This is a genomic window from Flavobacterium branchiophilum FL-15 (genome assembly GCF_000253275.1).
Lineage (GTDB): Bacteria > Bacteroidota > Bacteroidia > Flavobacteriales > Flavobacteriaceae > Flavobacterium > Flavobacterium branchiophilum.
On sequence record NC_016001.1, the window covers coordinates 1,162,840 to 1,177,627 of the forward strand.

At 34.0% G+C, this 14,788-nt stretch carries 12 protein-coding genes; 7 read left to right on the forward strand and 5 right to left on the reverse strand.

Annotated features, from left to right (window positions below; all coding sequences use genetic code 11):
- Window positions 1–495 precede the first annotated feature (495 nt).
- Window positions 496–1,083, forward strand: a complete 588-nt coding sequence (locus FBFL15_RS04980) for a MiaE family protein (RefSeq protein ID WP_014083559.1) — start codon at window positions 496–498, stop codon at window positions 1,081–1,083.
- On the opposite strand, the gene FBFL15_RS04985 is transcribed toward FBFL15_RS04980, so the two are convergent.
- A complete protein-coding gene (locus tag FBFL15_RS04985; protein WP_014083560.1) occupies window positions 1,074–2,321 on the reverse strand; it encodes a glycosyltransferase family 4 protein in 1,248 nt (415 codons plus the stop codon). The two genes, FBFL15_RS04980 and FBFL15_RS04985, sit on opposite strands and share 10 nt — an antisense overlap.
- A gap of 144 nt (window positions 2,322–2,465) precedes the next feature.
- Here FBFL15_RS04985 and FBFL15_RS04990 point away from each other — a divergent pair, with 144 nt between their 5' ends.
- The 3 genes from FBFL15_RS04990 to obgE all read left to right on the forward strand — a co-directional run bounded on the left by FBFL15_RS04990 (window position 2,466) and on the right by obgE (window position 5,426).
- Window positions 2,466–3,038 (forward strand): adenylate kinase, encoded by a 573-nt coding sequence (locus FBFL15_RS04990; protein ID WP_014083561.1) that lies wholly within the window; start codon window positions 2,466–2,468, stop codon window positions 3,036–3,038.
- Window positions 3,039–3,122: 84 nt separating this feature from the next.
- Complete coding sequence (locus tag FBFL15_RS04995) at window positions 3,123–4,394, forward strand: hemolysin family protein (RefSeq protein WP_014083562.1); 1,272 nt, start codon at window positions 3,123–3,125, stop codon at window positions 4,392–4,394.
- Between the two features lie 30 nt (window positions 4,395–4,424).
- Entirely contained in the window at window positions 4,425–5,426 is a 1,002-nt protein-coding gene (gene obgE / locus FBFL15_RS05000; protein ID WP_014083563.1) for a GTPase ObgE, read from the forward strand.
- Window positions 5,427–5,510: 84 nt separating this feature from the next.
- On the opposite strand, the gene FBFL15_RS05005 is transcribed toward obgE, so the two are convergent.
- Genes FBFL15_RS05005 through FBFL15_RS05015 form a run of 3 tightly spaced genes read right to left on the reverse strand, consistent with a single transcriptional unit; the run spans window position 5,511 to window position 7,400 of the window.
- The gene (locus tag FBFL15_RS05005; protein WP_014083564.1) at window positions 5,511–5,858 is read right to left on the reverse strand and encodes a phage holin family protein; all 348 of its coding nucleotides are present in this window, start codon (window positions 5,856–5,858) and stop codon (window positions 5,511–5,513) included.
- Window positions 5,859–5,893: 35 nt separating this feature from the next.
- Complete coding sequence (locus tag FBFL15_RS05010; protein WP_014083565.1) at window positions 5,894–6,670, reverse strand: alpha/beta fold hydrolase; 777 nt, start codon at window positions 6,668–6,670, stop codon at window positions 5,894–5,896.
- 4 nt (window positions 6,671–6,674) lie between these two features.
- Window positions 6,675–7,400: a pyridoxine 5'-phosphate synthase gene (locus tag FBFL15_RS05015; RefSeq protein ID WP_014083566.1), complete on the reverse strand. Its 726-nt coding sequence runs from the start codon at window positions 7,398–7,400 to the stop codon at window positions 6,675–6,677.
- An 818-nt stretch (window positions 7,401–8,218) separates the two neighbouring features.
- Between FBFL15_RS05015 and FBFL15_RS05020 the strand changes: the two genes are divergently transcribed.
- Window positions 8,219–8,878, forward strand: a complete 660-nt coding sequence (locus tag FBFL15_RS05020) for a CBS domain-containing protein (RefSeq protein WP_014083567.1) — start codon at window positions 8,219–8,221, stop codon at window positions 8,876–8,878.
- Between the two features lie 163 nt (window positions 8,879–9,041).
- Entirely contained in the window at window positions 9,042–9,926 is an 885-nt protein-coding gene (locus tag FBFL15_RS05025; RefSeq protein WP_014083568.1) for an NAD kinase, read from the forward strand.
- Window positions 9,927–10,240: 314 nt separating this feature from the next.
- Here FBFL15_RS05025 and FBFL15_RS05030 read toward each other — a convergent pair whose 3' ends face one another.
- Complete coding sequence (locus tag FBFL15_RS05030; protein ID WP_014083569.1) at window positions 10,241–12,124, reverse strand: glycoside hydrolase family 3 protein; 1,884 nt, start codon at window positions 12,122–12,124, stop codon at window positions 10,241–10,243.
- A gap of 329 nt (window positions 12,125–12,453) precedes the next feature.
- On the opposite strand from FBFL15_RS05030, the gene FBFL15_RS05040 reads away from it, so the two are divergent.
- On the forward strand, window positions 12,454–14,526 hold the full coding sequence (locus tag FBFL15_RS05040) for a DUF7619 domain-containing protein (RefSeq protein ID WP_014083570.1): 2,073 nt from the start codon (window positions 12,454–12,456) through the stop codon (window positions 14,524–14,526).
- Window positions 14,527–14,788: the final 262 nt, after the last annotated feature.

A 14,788-nucleotide genomic window follows, 5' to 3' on the forward strand; every position in this document is an offset into this window, starting at 1 on the left:
CATTCATCTTTAAATTATAGGGGTGGCTTTTTGAGTTAAGCTTGTTGCAAAAGGAATCTAATGTTTTGAAATCAAAAATAGTTTTATACCAAATATATTTATAAAATAGTCCAAAGATGCATAGTTATTTTTTAGAAAAAATTTTCAAAAAAAATCGTTGCATAGCTGGGCTACGGGACTATTTTTTTTTGAATAATTTTAGCAAAAAAGAACAAGTAGATTGGACTATTTTATATGTATATTTGGTATTAGATTCAGGCAACCCTTTTTATTTTTAAATATTAATTATTTACAGGTTTCTTTTTATTAACTTTTTTTCAACTTCTATGGTTGTTTTTTAATTCAAATAAACCAAAAACGATATTTTATACGGAAAAACGATTTTTAATTACCCACATTGTCTTTTTATATTACCAAAATGATTATAAAAAATTTTATCTCAAAATAATGTTTAAAAAACACTATTTTTGCCTTTTCAATTTTAAATTGCAAATAATGTTTAGATTACAACTTCCAACAGACCCACGATGGGTAAACATTGTTGAAACAAATATAGAAGAAATTCTTACTGATCATGCTTGGTGCGAACAAAAGGCAGCCACAAATGCCATTACCATTATTACTCAAAACTCTGATTATCCTGATTTAGTGGCAGATATGTTGGCTTTGGCCAAAGAAGAAATTGAACATTTTCAAATGGTCAATAATATTATTGTAGCCAGAGGATTAAAATTGGGACGAGAGCGTAAAGATCCTTACGTTAATGAATTGGCCCAATATATGAAAAGGAGCAATACGGGAAGTAGAATTTCTGGACTTGTTGAAAGGATGTTGTTTGGAGCCATGATTGAAGCCAGAAGTTGCGAACGTTTTAAAGTACTTTCTGAAAACATCAAAGATCCCGAATTGGCTGTTTTTTATCGAGATTTGATGGAAAGCGAAGCAGGACATTATACTACTTTTATAAAATATGCCAGAAAATACGGTCATGGAATTGATGTCGAAAAACGTTGGAACGAATGGCTTGAATTTGAAGCCTCTGTTATTGCTAACTATGGCAAATCAGAAACCGTTCATGGTTGATTTTTTTGTTTTTCTTCAATCCATTTGCTCAAATATTTTGTACTCTGCAAACTATGATGTTGCAACATATTGCCAATAAAATTAATCGTTCGATGGTTTTTTATATTGGCTAATAAGACTTGCATTTGGTTCATAAAAAGGGCTTCAAATTGTTTTTTTTGATACAGTTTGTTAATAATTATGAGGCCGTTTTGTTGTGCAGCATACCATTTTTTTGAATTTTGATACAAATCGATGGCTTGTAAAACAAAGTCTGAATCTTGCTCGCAAATGGCACCATTCCAAGGCAAATGAGCGTGCATGGCTTCTGCTCCAATGGGTGTAGTAACGCTTGGTGTTCCATTTTGCATAGCCTCTATCAATTTGCCTTTGAGGCCTGCTCCAAATGGGATTGGAGCTAGTAAAACCCTCGATTTTTGTATCACTTCATGTGCACATTCTGCCCTTCCTTTGATTAAAAACCCATCTTTTTCTTGATGCAATTGTTGGGCTTTTGGAGTAGGGTAGGCCCCATAAATGTGTAACTGAGCAGTAGGAATTTTTTTTCTTATTTCGGGCCAAATGTGTTGTTTCAATCTCAAAACGGTGTGCCAATTGGGTTCGTGTCTAAAATTTCCAATGCTTATAAAATGGGCTCTTTCTTCAAATTTCAACCATTTATTTTGTTGGTTTACACTAATTTCATCAATTAAAAATGGCAAGTAAAACAAAATTTCATCTGGAATTTTAAAAACATTTTTCAATAATTGCATTTCAAATTCGGATATAATTAGGGTTACATCACATCTATAAATCGCAGCGATTTCTCGAAAGGCTATAGTCGATTTCATATAATCGGCAACGACAACTTCTTGTTGGTTTTTATATTTTTCTTCTCGAATTTTGCGTAAAAAATGCAAATCTTCACTGTCTAAAACTCTAAGTGCCTCAGGACAATTTGCTGCCACCCGCCATCCAAATTGTTCTTCTGTCATGAATCGATCAAAAAGTACAATTTGAGGTTGCATTGCTTTGATGAAATGATCAAACGAAGCATCGTTGAGCAATATTGCTTTTTTTTGGATACCAATAGTATCTAAATCAATGGCAAAAGCACTATCTGCCGCCGTAGAGGCAAAAATAATTTGCCAACTTTGACTCTGAAATGCAGCAATCAATTGCAACATTCTACTGCCTGCAGCCGTAGATTGTGGTTCTATCCAAACCGAACCGATGATTAAAAGTGTATTTTGAACCATTTTTTAATAAAATTTCATTTTTTTTCAAAAGTAGTAATAATCAATTGTTAAATATCAAAAATCAAATGATTATCTTTGCGGTTTATTTTTCGCAACAAAAATAAAACACAACTTATTATATAACTACAAAATACAAAATTTAAAATGATTAACATCGTATTATTTGGAAAACCAGGAGCTGGAAAAGGGACACAAGCCGAATTTTTAAAAGAAAAATACCAATTAACCCACTTATCAACGGGAGATATTTTTCGATTCAATATTAAAAACGACACCGATTTAGGTAAATTAGCCAAAAGTTATATGGACAATGGCGACTTGGTGCCAGATGAAGTTACCATCAAAATGCTTGAAGATGCTGTAAATAAAAATGCAGATTCTAAAGGGTTTTTATTTGACGGTTTTCCTCGAACTATTGCTCAAGCAGAGGCTTTAGATGCTTTTTTGGCTAGCAAAAATTGGCAAGTGAATGCTACAATTGCTTTAGAAGCAAACGACGAAATATTAGTAGCCCGTTTGTTGGAAAGAGGAAAAACCAGTGGCAGATCTGATGATCAAGACGAAGAGAAAATTAGAAATCGTTACCAAGAATATAACGAAAAAACCGCTCCTTTGATGGATTATTACAACCAACAAAACAAATTTTATGGAGTAGAAGGCATTGGAACAATTGAAGAAGTAGCCACTAGAGTAAATGCTGTAATAGATTCTTTATAAAATTAACAAAATTAAAAAGTTTCAAGTTTAAAGTTACCAACAAGCTTTGAATTTGAAACTTTTGCTTTTATCAACAAAAAAATCATGGAAATTATCATTATCCTATTGTTAATTATTCTGAATGGTGTGTTTTCGATGTCGGAAATAGCATTGATTTCATCTCGAAAAAATCGATTGGAAAATGCTGCCAAAAAAGGTAATGCAAGTGCACAAGCAGCTTTGGATTTGGCTAATTCGCCCAATAAGTTTCTGTCCACTGTTCAAATTGGAATTACATTAATTGGAATCCTTACGGGTATTTTTAGTGGCGATAAAATTACAACAGATGTTCAGAGTTTTGTTGCAGGTTTTCCTGTTTTACAACCTTATTCACAAACAATTGCGGTAGGATTAGTAGTGGTTACTTTAACCTTTTTCTCGTTGGTTTTAGGTGAATTATTGCCTAAAAGAATTGGGTTAAATCATCCAGAAAGCATTGCAAAAGCAGTGGCCATTCCTATGAAAATGATTTCTATTGCCACAGCACCATTTATTTGGTTGCTAACGGTTTCGACCGAATTTTTATTAAAAATAATGATGATCAAGCCTTCGTCTGATGGCAAAATTACCGAGGAGGAAATCAAAGCCATTATCAAAGAAGGAACCGAGGGCGGCGAAGTTCAAGAAATTGAACAAGATATTGTAGAGCGGGTATTTCATATTGGCGACAGAAAAGTAAATTCGCTAATGACCCATAGAAATGCAGTGGTTTTTTTGCCTTTAAAGGCCGATAAAGACCAAGTAAAATCATTAATGCTCAAAGAGTTACATTCTATATATCCCGTATATGACGAAAATTATGATAATATAGTTGGTGTTGTCAATTTGAAAAATATTTTTGCACATATTGACAAACCTCATTTTAATTTAGAACAAATTATTACAGAAGCTCCTTTTTTGATGGAACAAACTACTGCTTATAAAGCATTGGAAAATTTCAAACAAAGCGGGGTACATTATGCTTTTTTGTCAGACGAGTATGGAGTTTTTCAAGGAATCATTACTCTAAACGATATTTTGGAAGCTTTAGTTGGCGATGCGTCCGAATTTTATAAAGACGATTTCAAATTGCACGAACGAGAAGATGGCACTTGGCTTGTGGACGGGCATTATCCGCTACATGATTTTCTTACTCATTTTGAACTTGACGAACTCATCAACGATTATGAAGTAACAACAGTAAGTGGTTTGATTATGACTGAAATGGCCAGAATCCCAAAAACAGGCGACCTCCTTTATTGGCAAAAATTTGAGTTGGAAGTAATGGATATGGATGGAGTTAAAATTGATAAAATATTAGTAAAAAACAAGCAATAGATAGCGTAATATCTTATAAATAAATGAATTATGACGGAAGGAAATTTTGTTGATTATGTAAAAATATATGTCTCTTCAGGAAAAGGAGGGAAGGGTTCTACACATTTGCACAGAGAAAAATTTATCGAAAAAGGTGGGCCAGATGGTGGAGATGGTGGTCGAGGAGGCCATGTGTATATTGTTGGCAACAAAGGACTTTGGACATTATTTCATCTTAAATTTGCTCGTCATATCAAGGCGGGACACGGAGGCGATGGCGGTTCTGATAGAAGTACAGGACATGACGGTGAGGACAAAATCATTGAAGTGCCCCTTGGAACAGTTGTAAAAGACAAAGAAACAGATGAAATATTGTTTGAAATTACCGAACATGGCGAAAAAAGAATCCTTTCGCAAGGTGGCAAAGGGGGGCTTGGCAATTGGCATTTTCGAAGTTCGACAAATCAAACGCCTCGTTATTCTCAACCTGGTTTGCCAGGTGTAGAAATGGACGTGATTTTAGAATTAAAAGTTTTGGCAGACGTTGGTTTAGTTGGTTTTCCAAATGCTGGTAAATCTACGCTACTTTCTGTGCTTACTTCGGCCAAACCTAAAATTGCCGACTATCCTTTCACAACACTAAAACCCAATTTAGGTATTGTAGATTATCGTGATTTTCAATCTTTTGTAATTGCCGATATACCAGGTATTATAGAAGGTGCTGCTGAAGGAAAAGGACTAGGACATTATTTTTTAAGACATATCGAACGCAATGCTACATTGCTTTTCTTGGTGCCTGTGGATACGCCAAATATCAAAGCCGAATATGATATTTTAGTGAACGAATTGGCCCAATACAACCCCGAAATGCTCGACAAAGAACGCATGTTGGTCATTTCAAAATGCGACATGCTCGACGATGAACTCAAAGCCGAACTCAAAGCCGAGCTTGACAAAGAGTTTCAAAACATTCCTTATATGCTTATTTCTGCCGTAGCCCAGCAAGGTTTGACAGAATTAAAAGATAAATTATGGCAAATGTTAAACGAATAACCAGCATGGTTAGATATTAAAAAAGTAAAAGCCGATATTTTTTGAAAATAATTTTCATAAAAATAACGGCTTTATGTATTGTATTTATTTTTTGTCGCTCAACAAGCTAAACAATATGGTTTGCGATAACGACAAGATTAAACTAAAAACAAAAGCTGTCGAAAAACCATCAACCCTAAAACCATCAACTATTTTAGTACAAATTAAAATCATTAATGCGTTAATTACTAATAAAAATAAGCCTAATGTAAAAAATGTTATTGGTAATGTAAATAATTTAATTAACGGTTTTACTGTAATATTCAAAATAGCCAATGCTATAGCTACTTTTGCAGAGGTTGCAATGCCGTCTAACAGCACAACACCCTCAACATATCGGGCAATAATAACTACTAATATAGTGGTTATAAATAATCGGGCTAAAAGTTTCATGATATAAAATTTTGATGGATATTTTTTTTGTAAAATTATAAAAATTCTTGACAAATCTCAAAAAACATTTTTGGATTTTCAGCATGCAACCAATGCCCAACATTTGGAATCGTTTTGAAAACAGCACTTGGAAAATGCTCCTGAATGGCCATCATGTCTTGGTCGGTTATATAATCAGACAGACCTCCTTTTATAAACAAGGTTGGCTTGTCAAAATGATAATTTTTTGGCAATGCCTCCCCAACAGATTCAATACTTTCGTTGAAAACCTTCAAATTAAATCGAAATGCCAGCTGCCCTGGAGATTGCCAATACAAACTTTTGAGCAAAAATTGTCGGGTGCCAAAATCTGTAATATATCCAGCCAAAACTTGTTCAACAGCTGCTCGGCTTGGCTTTGTTGCAAAATCAACCGCATTTAAAGCACTCAAAATCACTTGATGATGCGGGGCATAATACCTCGGACTAATGTCTGCAACTACTAATTGTTGCACCCTATTTGGATACAAACAAGCCAACAACATAGCTGTTTTTCCACCCATAGAATGGCCAATTACCGAAAATGTTGCTATTTGATGCTGCCCACAATACTCAATTATATCTGATACAAAAGCCGAATACGTAAACGTATCTGAATGAAAACTTTTGCCATGGTTTCGCAAATCCAACAAATGTACCTCAAAACCCAACTCGGCAAACTGTCCCCCAAGGGTTTTCCAATTGTCGGCCATACCCATAAAACCATGAAGCACCAACAGTTTTGGAGCTTCTTTGTTGACTTGCAACACAATACTATTTAACACTGGATTCATGAAATTATAGGCTAGATGTTTTTAATTTTTGTAAATACATATTTACAACGTTATCCAAGCCCAAATACAATGCCTCGGCTATCAAAGCATGACCAATAGAAACTTCTAGCAAATGAGGCATGTTGTCATTAAAAAATTGAATGTTATCCAAACTCAAATCATGTCCAGCATTTAGCCCCAATCCCAATTCATGGGCCAAAAGGGCTGCTTGTCTATATGGCTCAATTCCAAGCTTGTTGCCCTTGCCATACAAATGGGCAAATTGCTCGGTGTAGAGTTCAATCCTATCTGCACCAATGAATTTTGCTCCCTCAACCATCTTCAGATCAGGATCCACAAACAACGAGGTACGAATGTGATGACGACGCAATTCGGTAACTATATCTGTCAAAAAATCTTTATGTTTTATAGTGTCCCAACCTGCATTCGACGTGAGAGCATCGGGTGCATCGGGTACCAAGGTAACTTGTGTGGGGCCAATTTCTAGTACTAAATCTATAAAACTTTTCTCTGGATTTCCTTCAATATTGTATTCAGTATATACAATCGCTTTCAAATCCCGAGCGTCCTGATACCTAATATGTCTTTCATCAGGTCGAGGATGTATCGTAATGCCTTGTGCTCCAAAGCGTTGAATGTCTGTTGCTACTTGCAACAAATCAGGAACATTGCCTCCACGAGCATTTCTCAGGGTAGCAATTTTGTTAATATTTACACTTAATTTAGTCATTTATATATATAATTTAATACAAAAAAATCTATTCTAATTTATTTTTAATATTTTCCAAGCCAATATTTTGGGCGTTCCCACAAGGGACGGACTTTTCGTTTCAAACAACATTCATTAAACTCCAAAAGAAATATAATATTGTAAAATAATCCTTTTGACTACACATTCAAAAGCTGTTTTGGTGCAATACAATGCCTCTTTTGGGGCTGGGCGGCTCAAAAGGATTTTCAATGCAATCCCAAACGCAAACCTCGGTACAAAAGTAAAGATAATTTTCAATTCTTTTTCAAATGTTTCACCTTTTACAAATCAATGCCATTGTGGCTTATACCTATCCAAAATTGAAATGTTATTCGGTTTTTGTTAAATTTAGATAGAGTTTAACGCTATGATTAGTTACAAATGAACAAATTAATATTTAAGAAAGCAACATCATTATATGATTTTGACCTATTAAAGGTATATTTTGATAATAAATGTTTTTGTTTCAATATTGAAAAAATTATATGATTTTGCCATATAAAGATCAAATATTTATAGCTTTTCAAACCACCAACACCAACAGTAACGCTTTTTATTTTTTTTTTATATTGTGGAAACGACTATTGAAATATTAATTTTTAAATCAAAGATGTTTAGATGTAGTTTTAATAAGAAACATTAAAATTCAATGTACCCCAATTTTTCCCAATTTTTTGCATCAAAATAGCAACAAAACCATTCTTGGGAGCCATATCTTATAAAATGCTTTTTTAAAAAATAATGAACAATACAATAATTTTTGTTTAAATTTGTGGCCAACAAAAAAAGGGCTATCAATGACAACTTTACAAGCATTAATACAAAACGATTTGAAACCACTAAAGGTTCAGGATACTTTGGCTACGGTTCAGGATTTTTTTCAAGAGGTTTCGTTTTCGCATTTCCCAGTTTTGGACGAACGGGTTTTTATTGGTAGTATTGCAGCCGATGATGTCGATAATTTTGATTACAACAAATCGTTGTCGGATTACAAATATGCTCTCGAAGGTTTTTTTGCCCGTAGCAATATGGTTTGGTTGGATTTGCTTGAAGTTTTTGCTAAAAACAACACCAATTTGGTGCCTGTTTTGAATGAATCTAATGAGTATTTAGGTTATTTTAATGCCCTTGATGTGGTAGAGATGATGAATGAAACTCCGTTTTTGAAAGCAAAAGGCAATGTAATTGTAGTGGCAAAACCGCAATCTGAAATCAACATGTCGCAAATTGTACAAATTGTAGAAAGTAGTGGTACAGCGGTTTTCGGGGCTTTTATTTCTGATGCGGATGCTCAAAATACCCATGTTACTATAAAAATGGGAGATGCCAACTTAAACGAAATTATTCAAACTTTCAGACGTTTTGATTACCAACTTATTTCAAGTCATCAAGACGATCAATATGTTGATGAATTAAAAAATAATGCGGCTTATTTGGATAAGTATTTGAGTTTTTAAAGATTGAAAGATTCAAAGATTGAAAGATTAAAATATTAAAAAGATTGAAAGATAGAGAAGATTGAAAGATTTAAAAGATTAAAAGATAGAGAAGATTGAAAAGATTAAACTTCATAATTCATCCTTCAAACGCATCCTAGATTTTTTTTTAATAAAATTATATATGAAAATAGCCATTTTTGGACAATATTATCAAAATGATACACATCCTATTATAAAGGATATTTTCGTGTTTTTCAATACCCATGGGGTTGAGTTGGTCATTGAAGAGCAGTTTTTGAATACTTTATATTCTCATGATATTCTAAAAAAACAGTACAAAACATTCAACCACCATAGCCAGCTTGATACTAGCTTTGATTTGTTATTGAGTATTGGTGGCGATGGTACCATTTTGAGAGCAGCAACTTATGTTCGGCATTTGCAAATACCAATATTAGGCATCAATGCAGGCCGATTAGGTTTTTTGGCAAGTGTACCACAAGAGAATATAACGGAGTTTTTGAATTTGGTATTACAAAAAAAATTCACAATTTCAAAACGTACATTACTTAGTGTCAGTACTTCAATCGAAAATTCAGATTTAGCACAAATCAATTTTGCATTGAACGAAATTACCGTGAGCCGAAAAGATACCACTTCGATGATAACCATCGAAACGGCCTTAAATGGCGAATACCTCAATTCGTATTGGGCAGATGGACTGATTATTGCAACCCCAACGGGTTCTACGGGTTATTCGTTAAGTTGCGGTGGTCCTGTATTGACTCCAGAAGTTAAAGGGTTGGTAATCACGCCAATAGCTCCACATAACTTAAACGCTCGCCCGCTTGTAATTCCTGATGAAACTGAAATCCAACTTAAAATTTCGGGCAGAGAAAAACAATTTTTGGTTTCACTCGATTCTCGAATTACAACATTAGACAATGAAACGGTTTTGAACATCAAAAAAACACCATTTCAAATCCATTTGGTTGATATTAACGACGTTACTTTTCTCAAAACATTACGAAAAAAATTGCTCTGGGGCGAAGACAAACGAAATTAAGAAGAAAGAAGAAAGAAGAAAGAAGAAAGAAGAAAGAGGAAAGAAGAAAGAGGAAAGAAGAAAGAGGAAAGAAGAAAGAGAACAATAATTTTGAATAGCTTCTTCTACATATTCAAAATATTTTTTTAGAAATAACAAAGGATAGTTTAAGATATATCTAAAACTATCCTTTGCTTTTAATAGAAAGAAAAATAAAAGGCGTCAAACGGCATACCTCTAACTTCTAACTTCTAACCTCTAACTTCTAACCTCTAACCTCTAACCTCTAACCTCTAACCTCTAACCTCTAACCTCTAACCTCTAACTTCTAACCTTTATCTCTTATATTTTAATCCAAAACCAAATGGATACAAAGGATTTTCAGAGTCATGCGGAACATCTTCCTTTTGTTTTTTAACGGCGTCCATTGTCGAAGGCAATTCAAACGGGAGTTTACCTTCGGGTTTTGCATTACCAAAAACAACATCTAATAAAGCAGCATCGCTGGCCCCATAATTGGCCAAAACAGCTTTTGCAGCTTTATTTATTTCAGGAAAAACAGCGGGTCTGTCCAAATAAATATCTACAATGGTTGGTACTTTTTGGCACAATTCCAAAACATCTGTCAAATCTTTCCCTTTAAAATCCAAGTCGCCATGATGAAAACCTCTTGCAAAAAAGTTGTCTGATTCTATGGGTACCCACGGTGTGTTCAATCGGAGGATAGCCACATCGGCTTGCTCTGGCGATTGCACAGCAATCCCATATTTTGAAACCAATTCAGGACTTATATTTTTAGCATATATTTTAAGTTTTGATGCGGTATGCAACGGCAAGTTCATATCGTTTTTCAATAAAGTATAAGCACGTCTTTGTGTTTTTTCGCCAAGTTCTTTAAATGATTTTTGACCAATAATTTGCAATGCTTTTTGCTCGTCTATATAAGGATTTTCAAACAACCCTAATTGAAATTTTACCCTTAACAAGCGTCTGATTGATTGATCGATTCGTTTTTCGGATACTGCACCTTCTTTGACTAAAGATACGACGTGTTGCGGACAATTTTCGCCACCAAATTGGTCGCAACCCGAATCAATTATTTTTTTAACCCGTTCTTTTTCAGTCAAATGCTCCACACCCCATGCCCGTGCGGGCCAAGTTACGGCACCCATTTTTGTGTCTGTTACCAAACCCCAGTCTGTGCACACTACGCCGTCATATTTGTATTTTTCTCGTAACATGGTTGTAATAATGTCTTTGTTGTAGGAAAACCCAACGTTTTCTGATGTTTGATCTGTTGGTACTCCATAATAAGGCATCATACAGGCAGTTTTGGCTTCAAAAGCAGCCTCAAATGGAATTAAATGATAATTAAAATTATTTCCAGGATACACTTGCCCTTTTTGGTATTGAAAATGGGGGTCTATACCTTCTTTTTGTGGGCCACCACCAGAAAAATGCTTGGTCATACAAGCCACACTTTGAGCATTCAAACCATTGGTACCTTGAAAACCAAGTATATATGCTTTTACCATTCGAGCAGATAGTTTGGCATCTTCGCCAAATGTGCCACTAACTCTTGGCCAGCGTGGCTCAGTTGCCAAATCGGCCATTGGATGCAAGGCTTCCTTTATTCCTACTGCAATATATTCTTGACGGGCAATATCGCCAAATTGTTGCATTAATTTTTCATCGCCAATAGCTGCAAACCCAAGTTGTTCTGGCCATTGCGAAAAACCTTTGGCATCCATAGCAAATACATTGTTGCTAAAATAATGACGTGGATCTGAAGCAATGGTAACAGGAATGCCAAGACGAGAATTTTCTGCTACTTTCTGAATGGCATTATATCCTTTTGCTAAAGCGGCTATACTAGGTGCTTGCCAATAGTTGAAATGGTTCATTTTTGATTTTTCTATCAATTCGATAGCGGTTGGCAATCGGGCGGCAAATCCTTCTGCTCCTTCCTTTTTTTCGATACTGCCGTCGTCGTTTATTAATGTACCGTTGATGAACATCATGCCTGCTTTTTCTTCAATAGTCATCAATGAAATAAGATTATCTATACGTTTTTCTATGGATAATTGAGTATTTTCATAATCGTCCATTTTGCCATTTTTATTCAAATCTCGGTATTTTGGCGGTTGATTAAATGCCAAAAAAGCAGTGCCAATAGTAACACAAAGGACTGGTACCACCCATTTTTTAGATTTTTTCATAATTTTGAGTTGTTAAATTTTACTAATTTATATTTTAAATTTCAATGTGTAATAATGACGCAATATAATCAATTTTTTAACACCACGAAATAAATCTTTAAATTTCAATGATTTTTTTTTATAACGAACATTTTTTTTTATATTTGCATGAATATTATAAACAAATTGCAATACATTGTTGCTAATTAAACAAAAAATTGAATTATATAATAAGGAACTTTGTTTATTTTGATTAAAAAATATTTTTTCCAAATATAGTCATGGATTGATTTATTTTTCTACAAAAAAATGTTCACTATCATATAAGTACCAACCCAAAAATTATTAATATGAAAAAGCTATTTTTTCTTCTTACTGCATTGACTTCCTTTTTAAGTCTAGAAGCCCAAATTGTAACGATACCTAATGCCAATTTTAAAGCAAAATTGTTATCGGCCAACAGTACCAATACTATTGCCAAAAATTTGACTGGTTCCTATTTTAAGATAGATAGCAATAACGATAATGAAATACAAGTATCAGAAGCCACCCAAGTTAGCTATCTTTCTGTACCCAACGCATCCATTACCGATTTAACAGGAATAAGTAGTTTTACGGGTTTGACACAATTGTATGTCGATAAAAATCAGCTAACGTCATTGGATGCAACTGCCTTAACAAACTTGGTAACTTTGTCATGTTATCAAAATCAAATTAATAATTTGAATGTTAGTGCATTAGCCAATTTAAAATACTTATATTGTTACGAAAATAGTTTGACAACTTTAAACGTATCTGGATTAACAGCTTTAGAATACCTTTATTGCAACGAAAATAACCTTACAACTATTGATGTAAGTACCCTTACGAATCTTAACTTTTTCTATTGCGATGCCAATCAATTGACCTCTATTTTTATGAAAAACGCTAAAAATGAAACCTTCACATTTAGCGGCAATCCGTATCTAACTTATATTTGTGCCGATGATAGTCAAATTGCAGCCATCGAATCACAAATTGTATTAAACGGATATACCAATTGTCATGTAAATTCATATTGTTCTTTTGCACCAGTAGGGATAAATTTCAAAATTCAAGGTACCATTAAATTAGATGCCACAGGAAACGGCTGTGATGCAACTGATTTGGCCATGCCATTTACCAAATTTAATTTAACAAGCGGAACCAATACGGGTAATGTTTTTGCAAATCAAAATGGGTTTTACACCGTAAACGTTACGGCAGGAACACACACCATTACACCTGTACTAGAAAATCCAACTTATTTTACGGTTTCGCCAACGAGTGCTAATGTTACTTTCCCTACAACTACAAGTCCATTTGTTCAGGATTTTTGTTTAACAGCAAATGGAGTTCACAAAGATTTAGAAATAATCATCATGCCTATTGGACCTGCTCGACCAGGATTTGACGTGGTTTATAAAATTACGTATAAAAACAAAGGAAATCAAACCTTAAATGGCAGTATTAATTTTAATTACAATGACGGTATTTTGGATTTTGTAAGTGCAAATCCTGCGGTTACCAGTCAATCAACCAACAACTTGAATTGGGATTATACCAATTTGGTGCCTTTTGAAACCAGAACAATTTTTGTAACACTTAATTTGAACAGCCCTACAGAAACACCTGCTGTAAATGCTGGAGCTGTATTGACTCCAAAAGCAACTGCAACAATTGCTGGAGACGAAACCCCACTTGACAATGTTTTTACACTTTCGCAAACTGTTGTCAATTCATTAGATCCCAACGATAAAACTTGTTTGGAAGGCAGCCAATTAGACCCTTCAAAAGCTGGTGAATATGTACATTATATGATTCGTTTTGAAAACACTGGTACTTTTCCTGCACAAAACATTGTTGTCAAAGACCTAATTGATACCACAAAATTTGACATCACTTCTTTAAGACCAGTAGCTGCTAGTCATGCTTTTGAAACAAAAATCTCTAATACAAATAAAGTAGAGTTTATTTTTGAAAACATCAACTTGGATTTTAACGATGCTCAAAATGATGGGTTTATTACATTTAAAATCAAAACAAAAAACAATTTGCAATTGGGAGATGCTTTTCAAAACAAAGCTAGTATTTATTTTGATTATAATTTTCCAATTATTACCAATACTGCAACCACAACTTTGGCTACATTAGCTACTAATGCAGTGTCATTGACTAATGAGTATAGTATATATCCAAACCCCGTTTCGACTGTTTTAAACATCAGTTCAAAAAATAATACCAACATCAAATCGATTCAAATTTTCAATTTGGTTGGTCAATTACTTGTAGAACAACACCAAGCAACCTCACAAGTAGCATTGGAACACTTGCAATCTGGAACGTATATTGCGGTAATACAATCTGAAAATGCCACTAGTACAATGAAATTTGTCAAATTGTAACATTTTTTCGATCCGATACTTTTAAAAGCCCTAATTTTTAGGGCTTTTTTTGTGTTTCAATTTTCGTTGGGGTAGGTCGATTAAAGATTTTTTGAGATTTGAAATTTAATAAAACAGTTTCGCAACTTTGGTCCATTTTCAAACTAATACCAAACACTTATATAAATAGTCTAAAAACGCAATGCTATTTTTTTTCAAGATTTTATAAAAATCTTTTCATAGCTGGGCTACGTAATTATTTTTTTGTGAAATATTTGGAGAA